Source organism: Ruegeria sp. N10 (assembly GCF_056531545.1).
Genome location: NZ_JBQFLY010000012.1, coordinates 73,541 through 99,468 on the forward strand (window position 1 = coordinate 73,541; position 25,928 = coordinate 99,468).

29 protein-coding genes are annotated in these 25,928 nt (G+C 59.9%); 14 read left to right on the top strand and 15 right to left on the bottom strand.

Features of this window, described 5'->3' with window-relative positions; genetic code table 11:
• Positions 1-119: 119 nt before the first annotated feature.
• The 3 genes from ACR0JI_RS15630 to ACR0JI_RS15640 all read left to right on the top strand — a co-directional run bounded on the left by ACR0JI_RS15630 (position 120) and on the right by ACR0JI_RS15640 (position 2,712).
• Positions 120-1,307: an acetylornithine transaminase gene (locus ACR0JI_RS15630; protein WP_480495118.1), complete on the top strand. Its 1,188-nt coding sequence runs from the start codon at positions 120-122 to the stop codon at positions 1,305-1,307.
• Positions 1,308-1,382: 75 nt separating this feature from the next.
• Positions 1,383-2,309 (top strand): ornithine carbamoyltransferase, encoded by a 927-nt coding sequence (gene argF, locus ACR0JI_RS15635; RefSeq protein ID WP_480473650.1) that lies wholly within the window; start codon positions 1,383-1,385, stop codon positions 2,307-2,309.
• A gap of 58 nt (positions 2,310-2,367) precedes the next feature.
• Entirely contained in the window at positions 2,368-2,712 is a 345-nt protein-coding gene (locus tag ACR0JI_RS15640) for a 5-carboxymethyl-2-hydroxymuconate Delta-isomerase (RefSeq protein WP_480495116.1), read from the top strand.
• 24 nt (positions 2,713-2,736) lie between these two features.
• Here ACR0JI_RS15640 and ACR0JI_RS15645 read toward each other — a convergent pair whose 3' ends face one another.
• From ACR0JI_RS15645 to ACR0JI_RS15655, 3 genes are read right to left on the bottom strand one after another with little or no spacing between them, the layout of a single operon-like run.
• The gene (locus ACR0JI_RS15645; protein ID WP_480495114.1) at positions 2,737-3,051 is read right to left on the bottom strand and encodes a monooxygenase; all 315 of its coding nucleotides are present in this window, start codon (positions 3,049-3,051) and stop codon (positions 2,737-2,739) included.
• Positions 3,052-3,088: 37 nt separating this feature from the next.
• Entirely contained in the window at positions 3,089-3,466 is a 378-nt protein-coding gene (locus ACR0JI_RS15650) for a hypothetical protein (protein ID WP_480495112.1), read from the bottom strand.
• Positions 3,463-3,921: a MarR family winged helix-turn-helix transcriptional regulator gene (locus tag ACR0JI_RS15655; protein WP_480473645.1), complete on the bottom strand. Its 459-nt coding sequence runs from the start codon at positions 3,919-3,921 to the stop codon at positions 3,463-3,465. Before ACR0JI_RS15655 ends, ACR0JI_RS15650 begins: the two co-directional genes overlap by 4 nt.
• Before the next feature lie 176 nt (positions 3,922-4,097).
• Here ACR0JI_RS15655 and ACR0JI_RS15660 point away from each other — a divergent pair, with 176 nt between their 5' ends.
• Together ACR0JI_RS15660 and ACR0JI_RS15665 are read left to right on the top strand one after the other, a co-directional pair.
• The gene (locus ACR0JI_RS15660) at positions 4,098-5,090 is read left to right on the top strand and encodes a pirin family protein (RefSeq protein ID WP_480495110.1); all 993 of its coding nucleotides are present in this window, start codon (positions 4,098-4,100) and stop codon (positions 5,088-5,090) included.
• 45 nt (positions 5,091-5,135) lie between these two features.
• Positions 5,136-6,110, top strand: coding sequence for a 2-dehydropantoate 2-reductase (locus ACR0JI_RS15665; RefSeq protein WP_480495108.1), 975 nt, complete (start codon positions 5,136-5,138; stop codon positions 6,108-6,110).
• A gap of 8 nt (positions 6,111-6,118) precedes the next feature.
• Here the strand turns inward: ACR0JI_RS15665 and ACR0JI_RS15670 are convergent, their stop codons facing one another.
• The 3 genes from ACR0JI_RS15670 to hrpB all read right to left on the bottom strand — a co-directional run bounded on the left by ACR0JI_RS15670 (position 6,119) and on the right by hrpB (position 10,790).
• Positions 6,119-7,597 (bottom strand): inorganic phosphate transporter, encoded by a 1,479-nt coding sequence (locus ACR0JI_RS15670; RefSeq protein ID WP_480495106.1) that lies wholly within the window; start codon positions 7,595-7,597, stop codon positions 6,119-6,121.
• A gap of 89 nt (positions 7,598-7,686) precedes the next feature.
• Entirely contained in the window at positions 7,687-8,145 is a 459-nt protein-coding gene (locus tag ACR0JI_RS15675) for an NUDIX hydrolase (protein ID WP_480495104.1), read from the bottom strand.
• Between the two features lie 191 nt (positions 8,146-8,336).
• Complete coding sequence (hrpB, locus tag ACR0JI_RS15680) at positions 8,337-10,790, bottom strand: ATP-dependent helicase HrpB (protein ID WP_480495102.1); 2,454 nt, start codon at positions 10,788-10,790, stop codon at positions 8,337-8,339.
• Between the two features lie 173 nt (positions 10,791-10,963).
• Between hrpB and meaB the strand changes: the two genes are divergently transcribed.
• From meaB to ACR0JI_RS15705, 5 genes are all read left to right on the top strand, one after another.
• Positions 10,964-11,935 (top strand): methylmalonyl Co-A mutase-associated GTPase MeaB, encoded by a 972-nt coding sequence (meaB, locus tag ACR0JI_RS15685; RefSeq protein WP_480495100.1) that lies wholly within the window; start codon positions 10,964-10,966, stop codon positions 11,933-11,935.
• 232 nt (positions 11,936-12,167) lie between these two features.
• Positions 12,168-12,455 (top strand): 50S ribosomal protein L28, encoded by a 288-nt coding sequence (rpmB, locus tag ACR0JI_RS15690; RefSeq protein WP_008756960.1) that lies wholly within the window; start codon positions 12,168-12,170, stop codon positions 12,453-12,455.
• Positions 12,456-12,644: 189 nt separating this feature from the next.
• A complete protein-coding gene (locus ACR0JI_RS15695; RefSeq protein ID WP_480484525.1) occupies positions 12,645-12,794 on the top strand; it encodes a hypothetical protein in 150 nt (49 codons plus the stop codon).
• Between the two features lie 69 nt (positions 12,795-12,863).
• Positions 12,864-13,214, top strand: a complete 351-nt coding sequence (locus ACR0JI_RS15700) for a hypothetical protein (protein WP_480495098.1) — start codon at positions 12,864-12,866, stop codon at positions 13,212-13,214.
• A 38-nt stretch (positions 13,215-13,252) separates the two neighbouring features.
• The gene (locus tag ACR0JI_RS15705; protein WP_480495097.1) at positions 13,253-13,726 is read left to right on the top strand and encodes a copper chaperone PCu(A)C; all 474 of its coding nucleotides are present in this window, start codon (positions 13,253-13,255) and stop codon (positions 13,724-13,726) included.
• 92 nt (positions 13,727-13,818) lie between these two features.
• Here the strand turns inward: ACR0JI_RS15705 and ACR0JI_RS15710 are convergent, their stop codons facing one another.
• Positions 13,819-14,427 carry an HdeD family acid-resistance protein gene (locus tag ACR0JI_RS15710; protein WP_480495095.1) on the bottom strand — a complete coding sequence of 203 codons (609 nt, stop codon included), beginning with the start codon at positions 14,425-14,427 and terminating at the stop codon, positions 13,819-13,821.
• 62 nt (positions 14,428-14,489) lie between these two features.
• Complete coding sequence (locus ACR0JI_RS15715; RefSeq protein WP_480495094.1) at positions 14,490-15,188, bottom strand: NAD-dependent deacylase; 699 nt, start codon at positions 15,186-15,188, stop codon at positions 14,490-14,492.
• 27 nt (positions 15,189-15,215) lie between these two features.
• Here ACR0JI_RS15715 and ACR0JI_RS15720 point away from each other — a divergent pair, with 27 nt between their 5' ends.
• A complete protein-coding gene (locus tag ACR0JI_RS15720) occupies positions 15,216-15,659 on the top strand; it encodes a low molecular weight protein-tyrosine-phosphatase (RefSeq protein ID WP_480495092.1) in 444 nt (147 codons plus the stop codon).
• On the opposite strand, the gene ACR0JI_RS15725 is transcribed toward ACR0JI_RS15720, so the two are convergent.
• Positions 15,656-16,609, bottom strand: coding sequence for a LysR family transcriptional regulator (locus ACR0JI_RS15725; protein WP_480473633.1), 954 nt, complete (start codon positions 16,607-16,609; stop codon positions 15,656-15,658). The genes ACR0JI_RS15720 and ACR0JI_RS15725 overlap by 4 nt on opposite strands.
• A 65-nt stretch (positions 16,610-16,674) precedes the next feature.
• On the bottom strand, positions 16,675-16,983 hold the full coding sequence (locus ACR0JI_RS15730) for a hypothetical protein (protein ID WP_480473632.1): 309 nt from the start codon (positions 16,981-16,983) through the stop codon (positions 16,675-16,677).
• Between the two features lie 193 nt (positions 16,984-17,176).
• On the opposite strand from ACR0JI_RS15730, the gene ACR0JI_RS15735 reads away from it, so the two are divergent.
• Both ACR0JI_RS15735 and lepA read left to right on the top strand, forming a co-directional pair.
• On the top strand, positions 17,177-18,190 hold the full coding sequence (locus ACR0JI_RS15735; RefSeq protein ID WP_480495090.1) for a hypothetical protein: 1,014 nt from the start codon (positions 17,177-17,179) through the stop codon (positions 18,188-18,190).
• Between the two features lie 163 nt (positions 18,191-18,353).
• Complete coding sequence (lepA, locus tag ACR0JI_RS15740) at positions 18,354-20,153, top strand: translation elongation factor 4 (RefSeq protein ID WP_480495088.1); 1,800 nt, start codon at positions 18,354-18,356, stop codon at positions 20,151-20,153.
• Positions 20,154-20,234: 81 nt separating this feature from the next.
• Here lepA and ACR0JI_RS15745 read toward each other — a convergent pair whose 3' ends face one another.
• The 5 genes from ACR0JI_RS15745 to ACR0JI_RS15765 all read right to left on the bottom strand — a co-directional run bounded on the left by ACR0JI_RS15745 (position 20,235) and on the right by ACR0JI_RS15765 (position 24,825).
• On the bottom strand, positions 20,235-21,152 hold the full coding sequence (locus ACR0JI_RS15745; RefSeq protein ID WP_480495086.1) for a hypothetical protein: 918 nt from the start codon (positions 21,150-21,152) through the stop codon (positions 20,235-20,237).
• A gap of 682 nt (positions 21,153-21,834) precedes the next feature.
• Positions 21,835-22,599, bottom strand: a complete 765-nt coding sequence (locus tag ACR0JI_RS15750) for an SAM-dependent methyltransferase (protein WP_480495084.1) — start codon at positions 22,597-22,599, stop codon at positions 21,835-21,837.
• A gap of 438 nt (positions 22,600-23,037) precedes the next feature.
• Positions 23,038-23,454 (bottom strand): type II toxin-antitoxin system Phd/YefM family antitoxin, encoded by a 417-nt coding sequence (locus tag ACR0JI_RS15755; protein ID WP_209598129.1) that lies wholly within the window; start codon positions 23,452-23,454, stop codon positions 23,038-23,040.
• An 831-nt stretch (positions 23,455-24,285) separates the two neighbouring features.
• Entirely contained in the window at positions 24,286-24,423 is a 138-nt protein-coding gene (locus ACR0JI_RS15760; RefSeq protein WP_209505735.1) for an entericidin A/B family lipoprotein, read from the bottom strand.
• 60 nt (positions 24,424-24,483) lie between these two features.
• Positions 24,484-24,825, bottom strand: coding sequence for an ArsR/SmtB family transcription factor (locus ACR0JI_RS15765; RefSeq protein ID WP_480473625.1), 342 nt, complete (start codon positions 24,823-24,825; stop codon positions 24,484-24,486).
• A gap of 358 nt (positions 24,826-25,183) precedes the next feature.
• Between ACR0JI_RS15765 and ACR0JI_RS15770 the strand changes: the two genes are divergently transcribed.
• Positions 25,184-25,816 carry an ATP-dependent Clp protease proteolytic subunit gene (locus ACR0JI_RS15770; protein WP_480473624.1) on the top strand — a complete coding sequence of 211 codons (633 nt, stop codon included), beginning with the start codon at positions 25,184-25,186 and terminating at the stop codon, positions 25,814-25,816.
• Positions 25,817-25,928 lie beyond the last annotated feature (112 nt).

Consider the following 25,928-nt stretch of genomic DNA (forward strand, 5'->3'; position numbering starts at 1 on the left):
AATCGGCCTGTTTGATCCCATGTGCCTGCCAAATTGGCACAATTCTCACCAAATCTGTTGACGAAGCGGGCCTTAGTGTATCACTCACGAGGCTCAAACGACCCGAAAAGGATGATCCCATGATCCCGTCCGTTCTGCCGACCTATAACCGCGCGCCCTTGTCATTTGTAAAGGGCGAAGGCGCCTGGCTGACTGAAGCGGATGGCCGACGTTTTCTGGACCTCGGCGCAGGGATCGCGGTGAACGCGCTGGGCCATGCCCATCCGGCGCTGGTGGCCGCCCTGACGGAACAGGCCCACGCGCTGTGGCATGTCTCGAACCTCTACAACATCCCGCAACAGCAGGCACTGGCAGACAAGCTGGTCGAACACACCTTTGCGGATACGGTATTCTTCACGAATTCCGGCACCGAAGCCTGTGAACTGGCCGTGAAGATGGCCCGCAAGTATTTCTATGACAAAGGCCAGCCCGAACGGGTTGAGATCATCACCTTCGACGGCTCGTTCCATGGCCGGTCGTCGGCGGGCATCGCAGCGGCCGGGTCCGAGAAGATGACCAAAGGCTTTGGCCCGCTTTTGCCGGGCTTTGTCCACGTCACCTTTGGCGATCTCGACGGTGTCACCAACGCCATCACCGAAAATACCGCAGCCATCCTGATCGAACCGATTCAGGGCGAAGGCGGTATCCGACCTGTGCCTGACGCCGAACTCAGGGCTCTGCGCGGCATTTGTGACGAACACGGTCTGCTGCTGATCCTGGACGAGGTGCAATGCGGCGTCGGTCGGACCGGCAGGCTCTTCGCCCATGAATGGGCCGGGATCACCCCGGATATCATGATGGTCGCCAAAGGCATCGGCGGTGGTTTCCCCCTCGGCGCCGTGCTGGCAACCGAAGACGCGGCATCCGGCATGACCGCAGGCACGCATGGCTCCACCTATGGCGGCAACCCGCTGGGCTGTGCCGTGGGCTGTGCCGTGATCGATCAGGTCGCCACACCCGCCTTCCTCGAAGGTGTCAACCGCAAGGCCGGCCTGTTGCGCCAGAAACTCGAAGGTCTGGTTGCCGATCACCCCGAGGTTTTCGAAGAGGTGCGCGGATCGGGCCTGATGCTCGGCCTGAAATGCAAGGCGCCAAATATCGACGTGGTCAATGCGGGCTATGACAATCTGGTCATCACCGTCCCTGCCGCCGACAACGTCATCCGCCTGCTGCCGCCCCTGACCCTGACCGAGGATGACATCGCCCAGGCCATGATCCGCCTCGAAAAGGCCGCCAATCAGATCGAAACCCAGCTCGCAACTGCCTGAGCTTCATCTTTTCCCAAATACTCCGGGGGTGTGGGGGCTGGCCCCCACCGCCCGACCAGCCAAAAGCGAAGCGATATGAATCACTTTCTCGACATCCACAAAACCGATGCCACCGCGTTGCGGTCCATGATCGATCAGGCGGGCGCGATGAAACAGGCGCGTCTGGGTCGCCCCAAGGCCGCCCCTGACGACGAACAGCCGCTGAAAGACCGCATGGTCGCGCTGATCTTCGAAAAGCCCTCGACCCGGACGCGCGTGTCCTTTGACGTCGGTGTACGCCAAATGGGCGGCCAGACCATGGTGCTGTCGGGCAAGGACATGCAGCTGGGTCACGGCGAAACTATTGCCGATACCGCCCGTGTGCTGTCGCGTTATGTCGACATGATCATGATCCGCACCTTTGATGAGACCATCCTGACCGAGATGGCCGAATATTCCGACGTGCCTGTCATCAACGGCCTGACCGACCGCACCCATCCCTGCCAGATCATGGCCGATGTTTTGACGTTCGAGGAACACCGCGGCCCCATTGCGGGCAAGAAAGTGGTCTGGACCGGCGATGGCAACAATGTCTGCGCCTCCTTCCTGCACGCCGCCGGTCAGTTCGGCTTCGATCTGACCTTCTCCGGCCCGGCCCAGCTTGACCCCGAAGAAGAATTCATGGGGTTTGCCCGCCAGAAAGGGTCCAGAGTCGTCATCGAACGGGACCCGCACAAAGCGGTCGAGGGCGCTGATCTGGTGGTGGCCGACACCTGGGTTTCGATGCATGATAGCCAATCCGCCAAGGAACGCCGCCACAACATGCTGCGCCCCTATCAGGTCAACGCGGAACTCATGTCACATGCCAAACCCGACGCGCTGTTCATGCACTGCCTGCCCGCGCATCGTGAGGAAGAAGCAACCTCCGAGGTCATGGACGGCCCGAACTCGGTCATCTTCGATGAGGCCGAAAACCGCCTGCACGCACAAAAGGCCGTAATGCGCTGGTGTCTTGGCGTTTAGGATCATCATGCAGTTTCGAGAGGGCCATCAGGCTCTCTCATGACCCCCGGAGCACTGAATGCCTCACGTAACGCTAGAATTCTCCAAATCTCTGGACGACACCCATGATTTCCAGATGATTTGCGAGCGGCTGCATACCGTTCTCGCAAAACATGATGAAATCGACGCCGCAGCGCTCAAGATCCGCGCCGCACCGATTGCCTATTCCTACATCGGAACGCAACCACAGACCTTCGTGCATGCCACGCTGCTATTGATGCGTGGCCGCGATGAGCCCACGCGGGCCGAGCTTAACGCCATCATTCTGGACGTTCTGGCCCAGACCATGCCCGAGGTCGGCAGCATCACCGTGCAGGATGTCGAGATGACTCGCGCCACCTATGCAAAGCGGCTGGCAGGTTGATGGCGCGGGTACTCTCTGGGTCCGTCAGCCGTATATCGGCGCGTTGTTGATCGCGCTGAGATCTTCCATGATGTCAAAGACATGATCCGAAGTCACTGTAACCCCAATGGCCTCAAGGCGTTTCATATGCATCGCTTTGTAGGTTTCCAGGCTCGCACGATCGCGAAACAGATATGTTGACCCGAAGTGGTTCGTGCCTTCTTCGACAGTCCAGATTTTCCAGACGACACCGGGTTCCCGGGCGATGCTTTCAGCCAGTTCCTTTGTTCCGGCCAGAAACTCTGCGGTTACGGGTCCGTCATAGGCCAGATGCAGATCCCAGATTTTCATCGTACTCATGGTAAAATGCTCCACGTTCAGGGGGTAGGGGGTGTAATCAGCGGTTCTTGCCAAGCTGCGCAAAGCTCAGAATGGCAAGCAGCGCAAAGAAGATGGGGTCGGACCAGCCAAAGCCGGTGAACACCCCGGTAAGACAGGCATAAAGCGTGATGACAACGCCCAATATGTTGGTCCCCATCAGACCTTTCAGGATGTTCTGTGCCGTCTCGGTACCGGTTTCAGTGTTTCGAAACAGGAAGCTGATTAGGCCGATGCCACCCAGAAAGATCGCATTATGCTGCGACAGAAACACGGCATACCGATCGTTCAGTTGCAGTCCATAATTGGGCCAAAGGATGGTTGGCGCAAATAAAAGCGCCAATGCGAAAAACATGTAGATCACACCATGCGCGGTCAGGAAGGTTTTGTTGGTCATGTCTCGCCTTTCTGTGGTTGGGGCAGCTTTTTGCGAAGCTGGTTGAGCGTTCTGATTGTCTCGCGTCTGGTTTCGGTGCTCAGGCGTCCGAATATCTGCTCCAGCGCCTGATTGTGGACGGGCATGAACGCGGCCACTTTCTGTTTTCCGGCTTCTGTCAGGCGTAAAACGCGGGCGCGCTTGTCGGTTTCATCAACGGTCTTCTCCACCAGACCGGCCTGAATCAGGTTTTTGACGACAACATCCAGATTGCCGGATGTGGACAGCGTCAGGCGCAACAGGTCATTGATCGACAGCGCACCTTTGGTGTTCAGGGTCTCCAGCGCATCCCACTGAGGTGCCGTCAGACCCCCGGCGCGAAACACCGGTCCCATGGCACGCATGAACAACTGCTGGCTGCGCAACAGGGCCAATACCAGGGCCTGGTTTTCTCGGTTTTGAGTCTCGTGTGTCATGGCAGTCATTTATCCCTAGTTAGGGGTTATATCAATATGCACCACCACGCGCGAATGCCGCAAATATGCACGTCCCCCGTGCAGGGCTGCACTGACGCCGGGCCCGGGCCTGCATATATTTTGACTTAGCGAATGCAGACCTGCTTTGGATGATCAAAAAGGCCGAGGATACGAATGTGAGCTGGAACCCGTCCCACACCCCCGACGCAGCTGAAAACGGCGCGCTGGAAACACTCATCATTCCCCGCGCCCGCGATCTGGGCGGGTTCGAGGTGCGCCGCGCGCTGCCCTCGGTCAAACGCCAACTGGTTGGCCCATTCATCTTCTTCGATCAGGTCGGCCCGGCAGAATTCGTCACCGAAGGTGGCATTGACGTGCGTCCGCACCCCCATATCGGGCTGGGAACCGTCACTTACCTCTATCAGGGCGAATTCGAACATCGCGACAGCCTCGGCACTCACCAGATGATTTACCCCGGCGAGGTCAACTGGATGGTTGCAGGCCGTGGCGTGACCCATTCCGAGCGCACCAGCGAAGAAACGCGCGGTAAAGGCCACAAGCTGTTCGGCATTCAGACCTGGCTTGCCCTGCCCGAAACGCATGAGGATATGACCCCCGAGTTCGAACACCACAAGCAAGGCGCGCTGCCCCATATCCAAGACAAGGGCGTCAGCGCACGGCTGATCCTCGGCACTGCTTATGGCGAATCCAGCCCCGTGAGGATGCTGTCCGAGACCTTTTATCTGGATGTTGAACTCGCCCCCGGCGCGACTTTCCCGCTGCCCGACGACCATGAGGATCGCGGTGTCTATGTCACGCAAGGATCAATCGAGATTGCTGGCGACACATTCGACGAAGGCCGCATGATGGTGTTCCGCCCCGGTGACAGGTTGTCGGCCCGAGCGGGTCCGCAGGGTGCGCGGCTGATGCTGCTGGGCGGCGCCACTTTGAACAAGGATCGCTATATCTGGTGGAATTTCGTCTCATCCTCGAAAGAAAAGATCGAGACGGCGATTCATGAGTGGAAAAGCGCCGATTGGGTCAATGGCGCCTTCCATCTTCCGACAGGGGATGACCGCGAATTTATCGCCATTTCAGAACAGCTTGAGCGCACAAAGCCCCGGCTGGCCCGCCCGCGAGCGGCGTCAGGGGCGGGTGGGCTTGTGTAACCGTCCGTTTGCGGTGATCCTTTCTGGTATACCAGAGGGGGTATCATGAAACTTGTCATCGCAGGCGCGGGCAGCATCGGCTGCTACTGCGGCGGTTTACTGGCCCGCTCGGGGCATGCGGTGACCTTGCTGGGCCGTGCCCGTGTACTGGACCCCATCCGCGAACATGGGCTGACGGTCACGAATTACGATGGCCTCAATGCCCATGTTGCGGCGGAAGCCCTGACACTCAGCACCGATCCTGCCTGCCTGGATCAGGCCGAACTGGTGATCGTCACCGTCAAATCCGGGGCAACGGCGGATATGGCCGGTCATATCGCGGACGCCGCCTGTCGGGACGCTCCCGTCCTTTCCTGGCAAAACGGGATCGAGAATGCGGCGACCCTGCGCAAGGCGCTTCCCGGTCGCGATGTGCGCGCGGGAATGGTCCCATTCAACGTGGTCCCGAACGGCCCCGCCACCTATCATCGGGCCACGTCGGGCGAAATTGTGATCCAGAACGGCCCCGGCGACCTGGCCACCGCCCTCAGCAGCCCGGACCTGCCCGTTATCGCAAGTGACCGGATCGAGGCGGTGCAATGGGGCAAGCTGGTAATCAACCTGAACAACGCGCTGAACGCGCTGTCAGGCCTGCCGCTTGTGGATCAGCTGCTCAGCCGTGACTGGCGCAACCTCATGGCCGACCAGATGGCCGAGGCGCTGTTGGTTCTCAAGGCGGCCGGGCATCCGGTGGCCTCGACAACGCCGCTTCCGGCGTGGCTGACGCCGCATATCCTGCGCCTGCCGACACCTTTGTTCAGCCGGATCGCGGCGCGGATGCTCACCATCGACCCCACCGCCCGGACCTCGATGGCCTATGACCTGATGGCCGAGCGGCAAACGGAAATCGACAGCCTTCAGGGCCATATCATTCGGCTGGGGCATGAAACCGGGGTGCCTACTCCCCTGTGCACAAAAGTGTCTGACCTGATCAAACACGCGCCTGATCATCCGCTGTCCCCGGAACAGATCAGGCTCTGATGCGGTCGTCAGACGAGGCCGGTCAGTATCCAGAAAATCACGGCCGACATGGCGGCGGCGGCGGGCACGGTCACGACCCAGGCTGCAATGATCGTCATGAAATGCGACCGCCGCACCAGCTTGCGCCGTCGGAATTCTTCGGGGGCCAGCTTCTGCGCTGTCGCATTTCTCCCATTGTTCTGCTTCCGCCTGCGATCCGCCTGCCATTCGCGATAGAACCCGACGCCAAAGATTGCGCCAACGGCGATATGCGTGGAACTGACCGGCAGGCCCAGCCAGCTGGCCACAATGACAGTGATCGCCGCCGACAGTGCGACGCAAAAGGCCCGCATCGGGTTCAGCTTGGTGATCTGGCTGCCGACCATCCGGATCAGCTTGGGCCCGAACAGGAACAGGCCGAACGATATCCCGAACGCGCCGATGATCATCACCCATAACGGGATCGAAACCTTTTGGGCGAAATCCCCGAACTCAGCCGCGTGGACAATCGCCGCCAGAGGGCCGACCGCGTTGGCCACATCATTAGCGCCGTGGGCAAAACTCAGAAACGCGGCCGATATCACCAATGGCAGGCCGAACAGGGTTTTCAGCGACCGGGTCCGGTTCTCCATCCCCTCGGATTTGCGGCGTACCCAGGGAACCGTCAGCGCCCAGACCAGCACGCCGCTGCCCAGACCGATCAGCAGCGCCACCTCCAGTTCGATCTTCACGATCCGCTTCAGACCCTTGACCGACAGATAGGTGGCAAACGCTGCCGCCATCACCGCCACAAGGATCGGCACCCAACGCCGCGCGGCGGCGATCTTGTCGTCCTGATACTGGATCTTGGTCTTGATCAGCGCCAGGAACCCAGCCGCGATCACGCCGCCAAGAACCGGAGAGATCACCCAGCTGGCCGCAATCGCGCCCATCGTGCCCCAGCTCACCGCGCTCAGACCGGCAGCGGCAATCCCCGCGCCCATGACCCCGCCCACAACCGAATGCGTTGTCGACACCGGCGCACCGATCCAGGTCGCCAGATTGACCCACATGGCGGACGAGATCAGCGCCGCCATCATGGCCCAGATGAACACATTGGTATTCTGCACCGAGGCCGGGTCGATGATCCCCTTCGAGATGGTCGAGACGACGTCGCCTCCCGCAAGCAAAGCGCCCGCGCTTTCGGCAACGGCGGCGATCACGATGGCACCGCCCATGGTCAGCGCGTTCGCACCCACCGCGGGACCCATGTTGTTGGCCACGTCATTGGCACCGATGTTGATCGCCATATAGGCTCCGAACGCGGCGGCAGCCACGACGATATAGGTGCCGTCGGCCCGACCGAACAGCACCGCCGCCATCAATCCGGCAAGCACCATGAACGCCAGTGCAATTCCCGGCGCCAGCAGCGGGCGGGCGACATGAAGATTGGCGATTTCTACGCGCGAGATGCGTTGCAGGTCGCTGTCAAGCGACTGCCAGCGCGGTTTTGAATTTGTGTCAGACATGGGCTTGGTCAAAGATTGGCAGATCGCCCGCAGCTAACGGTTTCCCGGTTCAGGGGCAAGCGCGCAACCATCAAATTGTTGCGAAACGGCTACATCTGTCGCAGCAGCGCCTGCAACTCGGGCTCCTGAACCCGTTTGGCGGCTTCTGCCGGTGAAAACCACTGACGTTTGCGCTTGTCCACTTCGGGAAAATCATCCGCCAGCTCGTGCACGGAAACCCGGTAGACACGGGTCAGGACCGACTGTGCCGATCCCCCCTTGAAGATCTTGTCATAGGTGAATTGGCCGATGGGCTCCTTGTCGACCGCTTCTGCACGCACGCCAGCCTCTTCCCACGCCTCCAGCAGGGCCGTCTCCAACCCGTCCAGACCATTGACAGGCCAGCCCTTCGGGATGATCCAGCGCCCGGTTTCGCGGCTGGTGATCAGCAGAACCTCGTCCTGATCCTCATGCCTGCGTGTACACAGGGCCGCAAACTGCACCCTTTGGGGACGCAGGAACAAGGGGCGTCCGACCTCTTCCCAGATATTTCGCAGCCAAGCACTCATGAGATGTCTTCAAATCCTGTTTCTGTCTTCGAAACCTGTGTGACGTAACAACAATAATGCCAGACTTCAATGAAATGTCCGCTTATTTCTGATTATGACCGGTTCTTCGGTCAATTTACTGTGATTTGTGAGATTTCGTGCAACAGCCCCGAAAGCCTGAGCCGCTTGCCGGAAGCAACACGGCAATGGGTCTATTCCTGCCTGCGTTTGGCCCTCAGCGTCGGGTCGGCCTGTGTCGGGTCTTCGGGCCATGGATGTTTGGGGTATTGCGCCCGCATATCCTTGCGCACATCCGCATAAGACCCGGCCCAGAACCCCGGCAGATCGCGGGTAATCTGGATCGGGCGCTGCGCGGGGGACAGCAGGGTGATCTTCAGGGGCTGTCCGCCAACCACCGGATGCCGGGTCACGCCGAACAGCTCCTGCAACCGAACCGATATTTCGGGGACCGCCGCGCCATAGTCGATCGGCACCTTGCGCCCCAGGGGTGTTTCAAACGATCCCGGGGCGCGCCGGTCCAGTTCCTGGGACTGGGTCCAGTCCAGCCGAGCGCGCAAGGCGGGCAGCGGGTCGAACCGTTTCCAGTCCTCCGCGCTTTTGACACCGGACAGCATCGGCAACAGCCAGTCGTCCAGCTCGGCCATCAGACCCTCGACCGAAAAGTCGGGCAGGTCCACCCCGTCGGCGCGCACCAGTTCCACCCGCGCGGCCAGCCGTGCGGCGGCCCCGTCCAGCCGCAATCCCAGATCGCGCACCCCGTCCAGCATCGCACGCGCCACGGCGGCGTCCGGGACATCCTTCCAGATGCGGTCGTCCAGCGTGATCGCCCCAAACCGCTCCTGCTGTCGTGACACAACTCGCCGCTCACGTTTTGACCAGGCGCAAACCTCGGCCCAATGGATCTGGTCCGCGAACAGTTCGCGGATCTCGCGTTCCGAAATCTGGGTGGCCATCCGCACTTTTGCCTCGCGCGGGTTTCCATCGGTGTCGGTGACAACCAGAAAAGGCGCCGCCGCCAGCGAATCGCCGCTGTCCAGCACGACACCTTTGCCCCCCGACAACACATAACGCGGCGCATCGCCCTTGCGCCGCTGCCCGATACGGTCGGGATAGGCGAGGGCGGCCATGGCAGCAGCGCTCAGATCATCCGTCTTGCTTCCGGCCTGTTTCCTCAACCGCTTGGCCTCGGCATTGATCCGATCCACGGCGCCCATGTTCACCTGCCAGACCCGGTTGCGCTGAAAGGTGCGCACATCCCGTAGTGCCTCTTGCCGCAAGGCGATATCCACCGGCGCGCCGCGCAGGGGGTCGCGCTCGGCCATCAAGGCGGCCAAAGGCGCGGCACTCGGTCCGGCCCGCACCAGCATATGCCCCAGCCGGGGATGCAACGGCAGCGCCGCCAGCGCCCGCCCGTGTTCGGTGATCCGCCCCTTGCCGTCCAGCGCGCCCAGCATCGCCAGAAGGGCGCGCGCCTCGGCCATCGCGCCTTCGGGTGGCGGGGTCAGAAAGGCCAGATCGGCGGCATCCGCGCCCCACAGCGCCAGCTCCAGCGCCAGCTCGGTCAGATCGGCGGCTTCAATCTCGGCAGGCGGGTACGCGGCCAGCGCGCCATCCTCCCCCTTTGACCACAGCCGGTAACACAGCCCCTCTGCCACACGGCCCGCACGACCCGCGCGTTGCGTGGCCTCGGCCCGTGTAACCCGCTCGGTCACCAGCCGGGACATGCCCGAGCCCGGATCAAACCGCGCCCGCCGCGCTTGCCCCATATCCACCACCACCCGTATATCGGGGATCGTCAGCGAGGTTTCGGCAATCGACGTCGCCAGCACCACCTTGCGCCCGGTCTCAACCGGGGAAATCGCTGCGCGCTGGGCCGCAAAGGGCATGGCTCCGAACAGCGGGCGCACCGTGCAACTGGCGGGCAGGCGTCCGGTCAGGGCTGCTTCAGCCCGCCGGACTTCACCTTCACCGGGCAGAAACACCAAGATCCCGCCACCGATGGCGCGGGTCTCGCGCTCGGCCTCAACGACCAGATCGACCAATGCATCCAGCCGCCGTGCCTGAGGCCCCAAGGGCCGGTCCAGCCAGCGCATCTCGACAGGAAAACTCCGCCCTTCCGACGTAACCAGCGGCGCGGCCATCAGGCGCCCCACCGGGTCTGCGTCCAGCGTGGCCGACATGGCCAGCAGTATCAGGTCGTCCCGCAGCGCGCCCGTGACCTCAAGGCACAGGGCCAACCCCAGATCCGCGTTTAGCGAGCGTTCGTGGAATTCATCAAAGATCACCGCCCCGATGCCCGGCAGGTCAGGGTCCGATTGCAGCATCCGGGTCAGAATGCCCTCGGTCACCACCTCGATCCTTGTGTCTTTTGACACTTTCGCATCGCCCCGCACGCGATAGCCAACACTCTGGCCCGCGCGCTCTCCCAGCGTCTCTGCCATCCGCTCTGCCGCGGCCCGTGCCGCCAGCCGCCGCGGCTCCAGCATCACGATCCTGCCGCCGCACAGACCCGCCTCCAGCATCGCCAGCGGAACCCGCGTGGTCTTGCCCGCACCGGGCGGTGCTTGCAGCACAGCACGGCCCTGCGCCCGCAGGGTGTCCAGCAGGCCGGGTATGGCATCGTCTATAGGCAGGCGTAGGGTCATCCGGCCTTTATCCGCGATCCCGCAGGTGGCGTCCAGTTTCCGCGCTCACATCAGTAAATCGCCCCGCACGAAATGACGCAGGCTGCGCGATCTTCGCATTTCCTGCCGCCTCCGGTCTGGACAAACACCCTCCAAGCACGGCAACTGTTCCTGCCTCTAGGATCGGGACAAGAATGCAGACAGACAGCCTGAGCGACAGAATTCTGAAGGGCGAGCGTCGGGCGCTGGCGCGTGCGATCACCCTTGTTGAAAGCAACCGCGCCGATCACCGGGCACAGGCCAGCGACCTTCTGGCACAGCTTGCCGGTTCGGGGCGTCAGGCGATGCGTATCGGTCTGTCCGGCACGCCCGGTGTGGGCAAGTCCACCTTCATCGAAAGCTTTGGCATGATGCTGACCGGGCAGGGGCTGCGCGTTGCGGTTCTGGCGGTCGACCCCAGCTCGGCCCGCTCGGGCGGCTCGATCCTGGGCGACAAGACCCGGATGGAACGCCTGAGCCGCGAACAGAACGCCTTCATCCGCCCCTCTCCCAGCCAGAGCCACCTTGGCGGCGTCGCCCGCCGCACCCGCGAGGCTATCGCCCTGTGCGAGGCCGCAGGCTATGACGTGGTGCTGATCGAAACCGTGGGCGTGGGTCAGTCGGAAACGGTGGTTTCCGAACTGTCTGACCTGTTTCTGCTGCTGCTGGCCCCGGCGGGCGGGGACGAGTTGCAGGGCGTCAAACGCGGCATCATGGAAATGGCCGATATCATTCTGGTCAACAAGGCCGATGGCGACCTGAAAGCCACCGCCACCCGCACCTGCGCGGATTATGCCGGCGCCCTGCGGCTGCTGCGCAAACGCCCACAGGACCCCGAAGGCTTCCCCAAGGCGATGACCGTTTCCGCTGTCGAAGAACACGGGCTGGAACAGGCCTGGGACGAAATGCAAACCCTGACCAAATGGCGCCGCGACACCGGTGTCTGGGAGGCAAACCGCGCCGCCCAGGCCCGCTACTGGTTCGATCAGGAGGTCCGCCACGCCCTTCTCGCCCGCCTCGACACACCGCAGGCCCGCGCCGAGATGGAGCGCCTGAACGACGAAGTCTCGCAAGGGCGACTCAGCCCGGCGGTCGCTGCCGGTCAGCTTCTGGACACGCTCGGCTAAAGGGCCGTCATAGACGTTTCACCTTTTGCCAAATACTCTTGCCAACGGCATGGCCCGTCCGGGCCATTCCTGCATGGCAGGCAAAATGAAAGATTTCGCGTAGCCCGTCTTGACCCCCCGCGCGATTCCCACTACACGCATCCAACCAGTTTTCGGGCGCGACTTCGGGTTGCGCCCCTTGTGATTTGGCCGCGGGTATCCAGCCCGGCCTCCAGAAACAAAGGAAGAAACCATGTCGCGCCGTTGCGAACTGACCGGAAAAGGCCCGATGACTGGCAACAATGTCAGCCACGCCAAAAACAGAACTCGTCGTCGTTTTCTGCCGAACCTGAATGACGTTACCCTGCAGTCCGAAACTCTGGGCCGTGGCGTCAAGCTGCGCATCTCGGCGGCTGCGCTGCGTTCGGTTGACCACCGCGGTGGTCTGGACGCGTTCCTGGCCAAAGCCAAGGACGATGAGCTGTCGGCAAATGCTCTGAAAGTGAAGAAAGAAATCGCCAAGGCGCAAGCTTCGGCCTAAGGTCTTTCACTTAACAGTATTTCAGGCCCTGCACCTTATCGGTGCGGGGCCTTTTCTGTTGGGTCAGCCCCTTTCGGCCTCCATTGTTTTCAATCTGGAACTAATTTTTCGCCATTGGTGAACTTCTTCACATACAGGTTTCCGAATCTGACCTAACGTCACTGTCATCCATCAGGCGGGGGCCACATTATGACGTTAAAAAGTTTTTATCTTTTCCTGTTTCTGGCCGCGGTATTCCGCAAGGCAATTGCAACCTGCACGCGGATGCAGCGCTGGGTGAACCGGTCCCATACCAGCTTCACCACAGACAGGGTGAAAAGACCCGGACTGGATTATTGAAAAACAGCTTCAAGCGCGACCCTTTGGCGCTTGAAGCTTTTCCCGTTGCTGACCTATAGCTGGGTCAGAATGAGACCTTCTGTTACCAGATTTCTGCCTTATGTGCTAACCCTTCTGCTGGTTCTGACCGGGCAGGGGCTGGCCATGTCGCGCGGTATGGACAAGGCGGTGGGTCAGATGGTGCTGTGTACGGGCACCGGCCCGGTTGTCGTCTATATGGACGAAAACGGGCAACCGACCGCCCCGCCGCATTACTGCCCGGACTACGCAATATCCTTGCTGGGGGCCGTTGCGGTTGCCGAACAGGCACTGCCAGCCGCGCCGGAACAGGCGCAACCAGCACCGCTGCGGCATCTGGGCAACCAGATCGCCCTTCCGGTTCCCGCAACCCCGGCCCGCGCGCCTCCTGTCAGCGTTTGAAACCCACCCTTTTCAAACCTTTATACAGGAGAGGCACGATGTCCCTCAAAACCACTCTGCTCGCAACCCTGGCCTCCGTGTCGCTGGCCATCCCCGCCTTTGCCGAAGGCACCATCACGGTTGACGACGCCTATGCCCGGTCCTCGGGCAAGACCGCCATCGCCGGTGCTGCGTTCATGATGATCCATAATCAGGGTGACGCCGATGACCGGCTGATCGGTGTAACCTCGGACGCGGCAGCGCGTGTTGAATTGCACACGCACCAGGTCGATGAAAACGGCGTGGCCAAGATGGTGCATGTCGAAGAAGGATTTGCCATTCCAGCCGGTGAAACCCACATGCTGAAACGCGGCGGCGACCATGTGATGTTCATGGGGCTGACGGCCCCGTTCGAACAGGACGCCATGGTTCCGGTCACGCTGATCTTTGAAAAGGCAGGCGAGGTTGAGATCGAGATTCCCGTGGATCTGGAGCGTCAGGACAAAGGCGGCCACGGATCACATTCGAACTAAGGCAACGCCTGTCTTCGGGCCGCGCGGCAGCCCTCATCCATGCGTCAGGCCGGGCTTTGCCCGGCCTGTTTTCCATGCGGCCGCGGATGGCGTTATTTGTTGATGGTTTTCAGGCCGACACGGTCGCCCGCCTGATGGAATCGCGAGGCCAGCCAGAACATGACAGCGGCCATGGCCAGCGCCGAGAATGCGATACCCCAGCCCAGCGCAACCAGCGCCACCGCAGGCCAGATCATCAGGACAAGCCCGACGACAAGCGCGACAAATCCCGAAACGCGCATGGAACCGCGTTGCGGGTCACTTGGATGCATCTGCCCGGCAGCCGCCAAGGATCCGATCCCGATGATCAGCGCCCATGCGCCCAACAGGAAAAACGCCAGTTTCACCGTGCCTTCCGGCCAGATCAGCAGGACAAGCCCGATCAGAAGCGCGCCGATCGCAGCACCTCCCAGCACCCCGCGACGGCCAACACCCAAAAGCGTCAGCCCACCGTCGAGGATCAGCAATACACCGACCAGCCGCAGCAGCAGCGCGATGCTGCCCGATGGCCAGAACAGGGCCGCGATGCCCACAAGCCCGGCCAGCACCCCGCGCAGCAGAAACGTCCACCACAGGCTGGACAGCTGTTCCCCCAGCATGTCACGCCCGGCCATGCTGCTGTCATCCAGGATTTCACCGGTGCGGGGGTCTTGATCAGTCATGGCACATCCTCCAGTCGCTATTGCAGATAGTGTACACAAATTAAGCCAGCGTTGTCTGTAGCTTAAGAATTTCCCGCAAGAAGCTGCCCGACCCATTGCGGAACCGTTTCGGATGCCCTGCCGACAATGCGCTCGTCAAAGCCCGACGGCCCGGGCGTCGGCTCCAGATTGATCTCGACCGTCCGCGCACCCGCCGCCTGCGCCTCGTGAACAAAGGCCGCCGCCGGATAGACCTGACCCGAGGTGCCGATGGCGGCAAAGATCGACGCGCTGGCAAGGTGGTCGTAGATGTCGTCCATGTAATAAGGCATCTCGCCGAACCAGACCACATCGGGCCGGGCGGTGGGTTGGCCGCAGGCGGGGCAGGGCTCGGCAACGGCCATCTCAGGCGGTGCGGGCCAGCGATGATCACATCCGGAACACAGGGCACCCGCCAATGTGCCATGCATGTGGATGACACCCGTCGCACCGCCTGCTTCATGCAGGCTGTCCACGTTCTGGGTCACGATCACGACCTCTGCGGGCCAGCCCTGCTGCAACCGGGCCAGCGCCATGTGGGCCGCGTTGGGCTGCACGGCGGCGGCCTGAACGCGGCGCGCATTGTAAAACCCCTGCACCAAGGCGGGATCGCGGGCAAAGCCCTCGGGCGTGGCCACATCCTCGATCCGGTGCTGCGCCCACAGCCCGCCTTCGTCGCGGAAGGTGCTTAGCCCGCTTTCAGCCGAAATCCCGGCCCCGGTCAGAATGACGATCTTTCCCATATCCCCTCCGCGCGTTACACCTTGGCCATGACACACCGTATCCTCTTTGTCTGCCTGGGCAATATCTGCCGCTCTCCCGCAGCCGAGGGCGTCTTTCGCGCCCGCGCACCGCATCATGCAACCGACAGTGCCGGAACCATGGGCTGGCACGCGGGCAATCCACCCTATGGCCCGATGCAGAAGGCCGCAAACCGCAGAGGCGTCGACCTCGGCGACCTGCGCGCGCGCCAGTTCACCGTCGCGGATTTCGACCGGTTCGACCTGATCATCGGCATGGATGCCCAAAACATCGCCGATATCGAAGACCTGCGCCCGCCGGGCAACGGCACGCCGGTTCGCCTGCTGACGGATTTCGCCCCTCAGACCGGTGCCGATCACGTACCCGATCCGTATTACACGCGGGATTTCGACGGCGCGCTGGACCTGATCGAAGCGGCGGTCGAGGGGCTTGCCGCCCATCTGGACACCTAGCCGCCGGTCACCCGCAACTGGCCGCTCAGCCAGGGCAGCTTGGCAACCGCCGGGTCCACGATCTGGTTCTGCATCAGACGCCGGGTCATGCCCGCAACCTCCTGCGGGACCTGATCGGACCACTCGGTGCGCGCCAGCAACGATATGTTGCGCGAGAATTCCCCGAACGGGGCAGGGTGCGCCTCCAGCCCCTCATGGAACCGCGCCGCGCGCATAAAGCCCAGCGGCGTGGTGATTGCCCAGCCCAGACCCCGCGCCACCATGGCCATCAGCGCCATGTGCGAGCCGATCTCGAACCGTTCCTCGAACACCTGCGACCGGCGCGCCAGATGCGCCTCGATCTGGCGGCTGATCAGCTGCTCGCGGGCATAGCGCAGAAACGGCAGCCGCTCCTGCACGGCCTCGACCCCGCCCGATCCCTGCGGCGCCACCAGAATGAACGGATCATGGACCAGCGGGTATTCGACCACCCCCTCCAGTACTTCGCCGCTATGGGCGGTGACCGCCATATGCAGGCGCTGCTCGGCCAGGGCCTCGAACAGATCAAGGCTCGACAGGGTGATCAGCTTGAATTTCGACCGGGTCAGGCTGTCGGCCAGCAAGGTGGCCAGCCGCGGCGTCAGATCATTGTCGAAATCGTCGATCAGCCCGATCGACAGCGTGGTCAGATGGCCCAGATCCATGACCGACAGCTCGCTCTGGGCCATGTGCAGCTCGGCCAGAACCGCCTCGGCCCGCGCAAGGAAACTGCGCCCCGCCTGCGTCAGCCGCATCGGTCGCCGCCCGTGATCGACCAGTTCGGTCCCCAGCGCGTTTTCCAGATTGCGCAATTGCTGCGAAACGGATGGCTGGCTGAGCCCCGTGATCTCGGCAGCCTGCGCCACCGATCCCGTCCGCGCCAATGCCTCGAACACTTCAAGGCCCCGCAGAGTCAGCCCTTTCATTACCATGCAATACACCTTTCGCTGCGCCTTTCTGGGGCGCAGCGTGGATCAGGTCAAGCATTCTGACCGGGTTAGCTGCAGATCGCCTGCGCCATCTGGCCAAAGTTCTGGTACCGATCCCACAGCGCATCATCGCGCGCGGATTTCGACATCTTCAGCACCTGCGCCTGATGGGGGTCCTTGAACCATTTCGCCACGGTTTTCTGATCACTGCGCGTCAACGCCTGATCCGCCACGCGCTGAATGCAGCTGCACCGGTCCCGCGTCGCGGCCGAGCGGTCCGACGCCATGCACGCCTGCCTGATCTGCGCCGCATCCGCGACCTGAGCCACCGCCGTCAGCGATGCCGCACAAAATGCGATAATGAGGAACTGTTTCATACTCGAGCCTCGTTTTTGCCTGCCCGGACGGGTCTTGCGCCCCTCTCGGTCCGCGGCGGAGTATGAATCAAACGGGCGCGCGGATCAATTGTTTTGACAGGCAAATCAAACGGTGTTGATTTGACGAGGACAAAAGCCGCGTATCGGGAAATGCCGGAAGCGAATTTGAGCGGCGAATACAAGGGGTAGGGCAGTGATTTCGATAAAAAAGCTGATTCTGTCAGCCGCAGTTTGGTTTTATCCAATGGTGGCTTTGTCGGAAGTGCCCTCTTTGCAAGGTCAAGACGCGCCGGAATTCAAAGAAGCGGTTCTAGCTTGGTTGGGTGGCGAAGATCTGGCTGCATTGCAAAGCCTTTCTGCTCAGGCCCAAAATGGAAATGCTGCAGCTCAAATATTGCTGGCGAACATCGCAAGTCGAAGTAGTTTTCATGCGCATGTGACGTCCGAAATGGATCGCAAGGATCGCATAGCTCTACTGCGAAAACCTGGTGGTCTGTCGGGCAAATCATGGCTAACGGAAGTGCAAAACTCCGAGCCTCTGGCCCTTGCCCTGCTACAAGTTGCCAAATTCGAGAATAAAGCTCCTGCGATTGCAGTGTTGGTCGAACTTGGTGAACCAATTACCGCGATGCTTGCAGCGCAATCTATGCTCTACGATGGTGAAGGAGCTGATTTGGTTGAGGTTTTGCAAGGCCTCGACCACAAACTGCCCCAAGACGCCAGTGTCTTTTTGTTCTGGGCATTGTACCTGCAGAAACATAATTCGGAGGGTTCCAATCTGGGAGGTTCGGCATCGCTCGCTTGGCTGAATACTGGAGATGATCGCTTCTTATCTTCCGAACTAGCTTGGGGCCTATTTACTCCAAGAGAATTGATTAGTGACGCCGGCATCAGGGAAAAAGCAACGAAACTTAGCTCAGAGATAGTGGCCTGGACCCCCATTCGTAACTTTTGTAGCATTTACTGTGCGGATGAGGTCGCCGATTGTACGGTAACTGCTGCTGCGTTGCTCGCCTCACCTTATTCTCCAAGAAGCCCGCTACAGAGCTTGATCGCCAATGAAGACTATTGGTCGAGTGATCGCATTGAAGGCGACGTTGCGCGTTCAATTCTTGACATCCGGGATGTGGAGTTTGCTTCAGAGTATACGTACAATCAGTGCTTTACATCCAACATGCAGGCCCTTCAGCGAGCGCATTGGCCTTGAAACGGTATTTCGCCGCAATGCAAGTTTATCTCCTGCATCAAGTTTGGTGCTAAGTACAATCCTTGAAGCGATTTGTATGCGATTGGCAATGAAGTTGTATTGGTCGCGGCAGATCATCTTGAACCATTGACCACAGCCCATTTCCGACGCATATCCCCACTCCATGACAGACCTCGCTCATATCCGCAATTTCTCCATCGTCGCGCATATCGACCATGGCAAATCCACCCTTGCTGACCGGCTCATCCAAGAGACCGGGACAGTGCAGGATCGTGACATGAAGGAACAGCTGCTCGACAGCATGGATATCGAGCGCGAGCGTGGCATTACCATCAAGGCCAACACCGTTCGCATCGACTATACCGCCGAGAATGGCGAGACATATGTGCTGAACCTGATCGACACCCCCGGCCACGTGGATTTCGCCTATGAGGTCAGCCGGTCGATGCGCGCGGTCGAAGGCTCGCTGCTGGTCGTGGACAGCACCCAGGGGGTCGAGGCGCAGACGCTGGCGAACGTCTATCAGGCCATCGACGCCGATCATGAGATCGTGCCGGTCCTGAACAAGATCGACCTGCCCGCGTCCGATTGTGACCGCGTGGCCGAACAGATCGAGGATGTGATCGGCATCGACGCAAGCGACGCCATCCGGGTCAGTGCCAAGACCGGGCAGGGCATCCACGAGACGCTGGAAGCGATCGTGCACAAACTGCCCGCGCCGCAGGGCACTCTGGACGCGCCGCTCAAGGCGATGCTGGTGGATTCGTGGTACGACGCCTATCTGGGCGTCATCGTTCTGGTCCGCATCATGGACGGCACGCTGAAAAAGGGGATGCGGGTCAAGTTCATGTCGAACGGCACTCTGCACCATGTCGACCGCGTCGGTGTCTTCCGCCCGGAAATGCAGATGATCGACAGCCTCGGCCCGGGTGAGATCGGGTTTCTCACCGCCTCGATCAAGCAGGTCCGCGACACCCGTGTGGGCGACACCATCACCAATGACCGGGGTGGCGCCGAAGTCGCCCTGCCGGGCTTCAAACCCGCACAGCCGGTGGTGTTCTGTGGCCTCTTCCCGGTGGATTCCGCCGAATTCGAAGACCTGCGCGACGCGATCGAAAAGCTGGCGCTGAACGACGCCTCATTCTCGTATGAAATGGAAACCTCGGCCGCGCTTGGCTTTGGCTTCCGCTGCGGCTTCCTTGGCCTGCTGCACCTCGAGGTCATCCGCGACCGGATCGAGCGTGAATACGATATCGACCTCATCACCACCGCGCCCAGCGTGATCTATCACGTCTACATGAAAGACGGCGCGATGATCGAGCTGCACAACCCCGCCGACATGCCTGACCTGTCCAAGGTCGACCATCTTGAGGAACCGCGCATCAAGGCGACCATTCTGGTGCCCGACGAATATCTCGGCGACGTGCTGAAACTCTGCCAGGACCGCCGCGGCATCCAGATGGACCTGACCTATGCGGGCCAGCGCGCCATGGTCGTCTATGACCTGCCCCTGAACGAGGTTGTCTTTGACTTCTACGACCGCCTGAAATCGGTGACCAAGGGCTATGCCAGCTTCGACTACCAGATGACCGGCTACCGTCAGGACGCGCTGGTCAAGATGTCGATCCTTGTGAATGACGAACCGGTCGACGCGCTGTCGACCATGGTTCACCGCGACCGGGCCGAGATGCGGGGCCGCGCGATGTGCGAAAAGCTCAAGGACCTGATCCCGCGCCACATGTTCAAAATCCCGATCCAGGCCGCCATCGGAGGCAAGGTCATCGCCCGCGAGACCCTGTCCGCCCTGCGCAAGGACGTGACCGCGAAGTGTTATGGCGGGGATGCAACACGTAAGCGGAAATTGTTGGACAAGCAGAAGGCGGGTAAGAAGAAGATGCGTCAGTTCGGGAAGGTCGATATCCCGCAGGAGGCGTTTATTTCCGCACTTAAGATGGATTCCTAATCCATCTTAAGTGCGCGTGCGCGAAAGCGTTTGGCAAAGCCAAACGCGTGCGGCACCCGGTGGGGGAAAGGAATTGATATTTCAGGGGGTTAACTTTATTTTTCCACTTTGGTCTCTAACAACAATCTGCCCAGCGTCGACACCTATTTGTGCTAACGATCCGTCTTCAATCGTCCAGTGCATGCGCCGCCCGGCCCATTTTAGTGTTTCATCAGCAAAGTCAGGCTTGGCATAGTCGATTCGATTTATCTCGAAGCTTTCTTCTGATTTGCGCTCAAAGTTTATTTCTTCGACACAATCTAAGATTAAGTGCCGGTCTGCGTAACTTGGGACGATTGCCACGTTTGGACCCCGTCCTGTTGCCTGTACGCTTGGATAAATTAAACATCCCAAACCTTCTCCCTCTTCAGGGGTGATGGGGAAATTTGCCATGACTTCCTTAGCGAGGTTTCCGGACAGAGTTTTTTCTGCAATTGCTGCGGTGACTTTGTAGTCATTTGAAAAGGCATAATGCACTCGACTATTGAATTTTGTTTCGATGAAAGTGTCGATGATCTCTTTTGTTCCGCTTGAAGCCAAATTGGTTTGGTCTTCTTGAGGAAGCAAATCAAGTGCGAAGAAGCCTTTAGGTGCCACCCACCTAGAAACAAAAATTTTCCCAGTTGGTTTATCAGGACTAATAATCTCAGTAAATATCGCACCCAGAACAAAGCCACCGTAGAACATAGGATTACCGGGTGAATTACAGCGTTGAAACCCGGTAACTAGCTCAGCAGGAGGAGCTTTCAGATCGTGAATACGGGTAGGTTTTTTGTCCAATACGCGCCCTCGATAGATCATTTCATCTTTTGCTAAGGATTTTACTTTGAGCGCGTAGCCTCTAAAAAGTTCATCTATTTGTGTCTGTAGGGTTTGGTAGTTTGATCGGTCCAAATGCACCGAATTTATGGCTTTTATAATTTGACGTGCGCGGTGTCTTGAAGTCTGGTGTTGTTGCATTTTCCGCTCTTCAAAAAGTTGACGTCACAAGGCATTAGGTCGACCTGTGTTACAAGTCGCATAAGTCGTTTGTCTGTAAACACTGTAAGATGCTCGAACAAAAAACCAACCCGCCCGGCGGCACCGCCGGGCCGCGCCGACCCGTCCCCATGGGGCGGCGCGTTTGCGCCACCCCTCGGGTCGGTCGCGTCCCTCTGTTCTGCTGATCAGCCGTCTGGCCAAGACTGGGTTGCCGAGTTAGGTTCTCAAGATGAATTTTTCTTATCGAAATGTGCTGGAACGCAGACCCATCGTAACCATAGCACTGACATTTCTTTCGTTCTTCGTCGTTGGAAGTTTTTTGAACTCATTCCATGTCGCGCGGTCTGATGGGGGTTTTAACCCCGTATGGTTGGCTGAAGCAGGTTTGGGTGTATGGATGATTTACACTGTCCTTCAGATCGGTGCCTATTTAGTCAGGACGTTTCGATAGGGTCGTAGGGCGGGCTTCAGCCCGCCAATCCTCCACTCCCCCATTTCCCCGACCTCAAAACCAACGCGCATGGATTGGCTGCGTCCGGTGGCGGGCTGAAGCCCGCCCTACGGGGTGGGGTTGGTTGGGCGGTTGTACCTGCGCTTGAGCCACTGGGGCTCTGGCCGTTCGCTGCCCTCGGGTCTGCGGGTCAACCGCCGAAACCACACCTCACCCGCGCGGCACCAGATGCAACCATTGCATCGGAAAACCGCGCCCTTCGGACAGGATCGGCCATTTGAAATCATCCCCCAACCGGATGATCTCATCCATCTCGGACGTGTCGCGCACGCTTCCGTCCACATAGGTGATATCAAAATACCCGGCGCAGAACGCTTCGATCGCTTTCAGTTTCGCATCGCCATCCTCCACCATCTGGGGGTGCAGTTCGATCAGGAATTCCGATCTGCGGAAATGCGTCAGAAAATTTTCGGTCAACAGGCTGAATTCGACGCCCTCGATATCGATCAGAAAGAAGATGTCCGCCGGGTCGGGGGCCACGCTTGCGATGTTTTCAACCGTGTCCGTCAGCGCATCCCCAAACACCGTCACGCGGTCGCCCACGCCGTTATGTTCCGCCGTTTCGCGGATGACATCCCGGCCTTTTGCCGAAACCTCAAAGCACACGCTTTTTTCGAACTGCCCGGCGGCCACCAGCCCGACGCCCCAAAAGCCGTCCGCCGCGCCGATATCCACCAGCACCGGCTTGTCCGAGCTGCTCAGCACCTTCAGGTTCTGCTGCTCATACAGGCCAAAGATTTTCGTGGCCGTATCCGAGTGCCCACCCCAGAATGCGTTTTCGACAAAGCGAAACCCCTTCATCGGCCCGCACAGCACCTGTCCGCGGCTTTGTTCCAGCACGAACAGCGAAAACTCGTTGCGGAACCTGCGCACAATGCTCTTGAACTCTCGATGTTGTCGTTTTGGAAATCGCATGTTCTGTCTGGGGCTTTTCATGTTGGGTAGGACGCCCCCGGATGAGGGCAGTTGCCTGAAATCCCTGTTTAAGTTGAGGCGCGCGGTGTTGGAAGGAAAAACACAGTGCGCAATACCGGGCAGGGTGGGGTTTTCTTCTTGTCCACCTTTCCCGCGCATGAACCCTTGATGAAGTTTCCTTCAGACAGGTTGCAACCGCCGCGCACGTATCCAATCTCAGTCACAGGCCAGCACGGCCCGCATCCCAAAGGAGGGTGCCGATCATCAGATCAGAGATTTCCGTAGCCTGCGCACCGGGACTGTTTTCGACCCCGTTCCGGCCCGTCAGGTGAACCGAAGCGTTTCCGGCCCGGTCGGGTTGTTAAGGGGTATAAGCCGCCGTTGCTCACGGATTTCGGCGGAGGGGGTGTTGGTATCACCGCCGGGCCGGAACGCTTCTCAGAAACGGAACCAGCGTCTCCAGAGTGAGGAGACAGGCCGGGCGGCCAGTTCACCGCCTGCGACAGGATCCAGACCGCCCCGCGCAAGAATGCGGCGTTCCTCGGCGCGGGTCATCTGGATCTCGCGGACCTTCAGCGCGGCCTCGCGCGCGGTGACATAGCGGCCGTCCGGTCCCGGTTCCATACCGGGGATGTTGCGCCCCTTCGACCACATCCCGCGCAGCCCCGACAGCGGGTGTTTCCATCCGATCTCCTCGTCATCCTGCAACTGCCAGATCCGGTTGGCCTCGGTCATCGAGACCAGCGCGGCCAGCGGCTTGCCGTGCCGGGTCAGGATGATCACCTCGCGCGGGTCCTGGGCGCGGGTGATCAGCGGCCCCAGATGGGCGCGGGCATAGGAAATGGTGCAGCGCATCGGCGAATCTCCGTCTGTACGATTCGTAAGATTGGGGGTCCGAGCGTTGTACAAATCGCACAATTTCGGCCTAACGGTCCGCACGGAGCGTTTTGCACCCGCAGCATCGCAGGAATTTCGGGCGCCGGGGTCATGTCCGGTTTTTTCCGCCCTCAACCCTTCACGGGATCGGGGATTCTCGGGTTATCCACAAAATTCTCCCGCCGGATATCAACATCTTATCCCCGTCTAATTTTCATGCTGCAGTGCTATTTTCTTGTCGGATGCAGGGCGCGGTGCAACAGTCTGATCACCGCACAGGGTCTTCGGAACCGGGGCGGGACGCAAAGGCCAAGGGGGTCTGAGCAGAGGAAGGCGGATCTTAGGATTTGCATTTAACTGCAAAGGCTTACCGGTTGGTGATCAGCCAGATATGGGTCTCGGACCCAGGTCGGGTGGCCATCTTCTCAAACGGCCAATGCATGTCGCGATGGACCTTAGGGGACAAAGCGGCGGCTGCAGTCTCTCAGGGGGCTGGGGCGACTGGATCGGAGTGCTCCTCGGGGTGCGTCGACCCGGTAAGGCGTCAGGGCGTATCCGAAAGGGTACATGCAAAGACCGCGTCTGCGCACCTGACGCCTTTTCTTATGCCGAAATTCGGTTTCATACAGGCTACCACTCACCCCTGCCGAATGGGAACGGGGCTCTTCTGCGTGCGCGAAAGAGCCCCGATTTAGTGTCAGATATGCAATGCCGCGTCTATGCACCTGTAGGGTTAGACTACTGCGTGTGAACGCAATCTTCAACCATATATTGCGTTAATGTCCGGTTTGCCCGCAAGATAAGCGCGTTTTACAGGCTTTCCTGCACGTCCGAAGCTGCGTTCTGGATTGCATCCCCGGCCTTTTCGATATCTTTACCCGCGCCTTTGGCGGTTTCGCAGGCGGTCAGTGCAAACAGGCTCAGGCCAATCAGAATTACGCGGATCATGTGTGTCTCCTCAGTGCTCGATACGGATTCGGTAGCACCTTTCTCGACACCAAGCCAGAGCTAGCCTTTGTCCTCACCGCAGAACAGCTCGTACACCACTTCAAGCATCCGGCGCGGGCGGTCATCGGCCAACCTGTAGAAGATGGTTTTGCCCTCTCTGCGCGGTATCACAAGCCCCTCCAGACGCAGGCGGGAAAGCTGTTGCGAAACAGCGGCTTGTCTGGCGGACAACAGCTCTTCCAACTCGGTGACAGATTTCTCACCGGAGACCAGGTGACACAGGATCATCAGTCGGCCTTCGTGACTGATTGCCTTGAGGAAGTTGGACGCGCGTGTCGCATTATCGACCATACGATCCAGGTCGTGTTGCGACATGTCTTGGGACAGCTGTGGAAGTGCCATCGAATGTGTTCCTTGTGAACCCGTTGACCGGGCGTAGTTTCCGTTACGTAAAGCTCGTCGCCTGCGAGCCCCTTCAGTACATGTTTCGATCAATTATTGCTATATGTATGAATCAAAAAACCGTGATCAGAAAAGGGGAACCCGCAGCCGTTTTTCCCGCAGCCCCTTGTGCAGGGCGCAATCACGGATGTGGTGGTACTGCGAGGCAGCGGCAGGTGTGGCATTCTTATTGGCGTTGGTCCACATTCGTTCTGTGTTCTCACCGACACCCCTTGCAGCCCCCCGGAGCCAACACTAAGACTCAGGTAACACTTGTTGGGATAATGTCCCGAGCCACAGCAAAACAGGCAGGTTGCGAATGTTCGATCCCGTAGATACCTACATGAATACGCTTGTCCCCATGGTCGTTGAGCAGACCAGCCGGGGCGAGCGCGCTTACGATATTTTCTCCCGCCTGCTGAAAGAGCGGATCATTTTCATCAACGGCCCGATACACGATGGCATGAGCCATCTGATCGTGGCCCAGCTGCTGCACCTTGAAGCGGAAAACCCCAAAAAGGAAATCTCGATCTACATCAACTCGCCCGGTGGCGTTGTGACCAGCGGTTTGTCGATTTACGATACAATGCAGTATATCAAGCCGAAATGTTCCACTTTGGTGATCGGTCAGGCCGCCTCGATGGGATCGGTTCTGCTGGCCGGTGGCGAGAAAGGGATGCGCTTTTCGCTGCCCAACAGCCGGATCATGGTGCACCAGCCCAGCGGCGGATATCAGGGCCAGGCCAGTGATATCATGATCCACGCGGCCGAGACGCAAAAACTCAAGGATCGCCTTTATGATATCTATGTACGTCATACCGGGCAGACGAAAAAAGCAGTTGAAAAAGCGCTGGACCGTGACAATTTCATGAGCCCGGAAGAGGCCAAGGAATGGGGCCACATCGACGAGATCGTGGAAAACCGCGCAAAAACGGACGCGGATGAGGTCTGAGTTCCGGAGCCTGCGTCACCGGCGCAGGAACCATTTTGAGATTGTAGCGGCCAAAACGCTGGCCTAAGCTGCACGAACAGGCGAAAACGCATCCCCGCCGGGGGTGCTGGGA

Excerpts from the sequence above, each read along its gene's own strand:
- ACR0JI_RS15705 (WP_480495097.1), top strand. The coding sequence starts at position 13,253 with ATGTCCCTCAAAACCACTCTGCTCGCAACCCTGGCCTCCGTGTCGCTG.
- argF (WP_480473650.1), top strand. The coding sequence starts at position 1,383 with ATGAATCACTTTCTCGACATCCACAAAACCGATGCCACCGCGTTGCGG.
- ACR0JI_RS15695 (WP_480484525.1), top strand. The coding sequence starts at position 12,645 with ATGACGTTAAAAAGTTTTTATCTTTTCCTGTTTCTGGCCGCGGTATTC.
- ACR0JI_RS15640 (WP_480495116.1), top strand. The coding sequence starts at position 2,368 with ATGCCTCACGTAACGCTAGAATTCTCCAAATCTCTGGACGACACCCAT.
- ACR0JI_RS15710 (WP_480495095.1), bottom strand. The coding sequence starts at position 14,427 with ATGACTGATCAAGACCCCCGCACCGGTGAAATCCTGGATGACAGCAGC.
- ACR0JI_RS15715 (WP_480495094.1), bottom strand. The coding sequence starts at position 15,188 with ATGGGAAAGATCGTCATTCTGACCGGGGCCGGGATTTCGGCTGAAAGC.
- ACR0JI_RS15630 (WP_480495118.1), top strand. The coding sequence starts at position 120 with ATGATCCCGTCCGTTCTGCCGACCTATAACCGCGCGCCCTTGTCATTT.
- ACR0JI_RS15745 (WP_480495086.1), bottom strand. The coding sequence starts at position 21,152 with ATGCAACAACACCAGACTTCAAGACACCGCGCACGTCAAATTATAAAA.
- ACR0JI_RS15770 (WP_480473624.1), top strand. The coding sequence starts at position 25,184 with ATGTTCGATCCCGTAGATACCTACATGAATACGCTTGTCCCCATGGTC.
- ACR0JI_RS15655 (WP_480473645.1), bottom strand. The coding sequence starts at position 3,921 with ATGACACACGAGACTCAAAACCGAGAAAACCAGGCCCTGGTATTGGCC.
- ACR0JI_RS15760 (WP_209505735.1), bottom strand. The coding sequence starts at position 24,423 with ATGATCCGCGTAATTCTGATTGGCCTGAGCCTGTTTGCACTGACCGCC.
- ACR0JI_RS15765 (WP_480473625.1), bottom strand. The coding sequence starts at position 24,825 with ATGGCACTTCCACAGCTGTCCCAAGACATGTCGCAACACGACCTGGAT.
- lepA (WP_480495088.1), top strand. The coding sequence starts at position 18,354 with ATGACAGACCTCGCTCATATCCGCAATTTCTCCATCGTCGCGCATATC.
- ACR0JI_RS15665 (WP_480495108.1), top strand. The coding sequence starts at position 5,136 with ATGAAACTTGTCATCGCAGGCGCGGGCAGCATCGGCTGCTACTGCGGC.
- ACR0JI_RS15730 (WP_480473632.1), bottom strand. The coding sequence starts at position 16,983 with ATGAAACAGTTCCTCATTATCGCATTTTGTGCGGCATCGCTGACGGCG.
- meaB (WP_480495100.1), top strand. The coding sequence starts at position 10,964 with ATGCAGACAGACAGCCTGAGCGACAGAATTCTGAAGGGCGAGCGTCGG.
- ACR0JI_RS15750 (WP_480495084.1), bottom strand. The coding sequence starts at position 22,599 with ATGCGATTTCCAAAACGACAACATCGAGAGTTCAAGAGCATTGTGCGC.
- ACR0JI_RS15645 (WP_480495114.1), bottom strand. The coding sequence starts at position 3,051 with ATGAGTACGATGAAAATCTGGGATCTGCATCTGGCCTATGACGGACCC.
- ACR0JI_RS15670 (WP_480495106.1), bottom strand. The coding sequence starts at position 7,597 with ATGTCTGACACAAATTCAAAACCGCGCTGGCAGTCGCTTGACAGCGAC.
- ACR0JI_RS15725 (WP_480473633.1), bottom strand. The coding sequence starts at position 16,609 with ATGGTAATGAAAGGGCTGACTCTGCGGGGCCTTGAAGTGTTCGAGGCA.
- ACR0JI_RS15720 (WP_480495092.1), top strand. The coding sequence starts at position 15,216 with ATGACACACCGTATCCTCTTTGTCTGCCTGGGCAATATCTGCCGCTCT.
- ACR0JI_RS15700 (WP_480495098.1), top strand. The coding sequence starts at position 12,864 with ATGAGACCTTCTGTTACCAGATTTCTGCCTTATGTGCTAACCCTTCTG.
- ACR0JI_RS15755 (WP_209598129.1), bottom strand. The coding sequence starts at position 23,454 with ATGCGCTGCACCATTTCCTATGCCCGCGCCCATCTGGGGCCGCTGATC.
- hrpB (WP_480495102.1), bottom strand. The coding sequence starts at position 10,790 with ATGACCCTACGCCTGCCTATAGACGATGCCATACCCGGCCTGCTGGAC.
- rpmB (WP_008756960.1), top strand. The coding sequence starts at position 12,168 with ATGTCGCGCCGTTGCGAACTGACCGGAAAAGGCCCGATGACTGGCAAC.
- ACR0JI_RS15650 (WP_480495112.1), bottom strand. The coding sequence starts at position 3,466 with ATGACCAACAAAACCTTCCTGACCGCGCATGGTGTGATCTACATGTTT.
- ACR0JI_RS15675 (WP_480495104.1), bottom strand. The coding sequence starts at position 8,145 with ATGAGTGCTTGGCTGCGAAATATCTGGGAAGAGGTCGGACGCCCCTTG.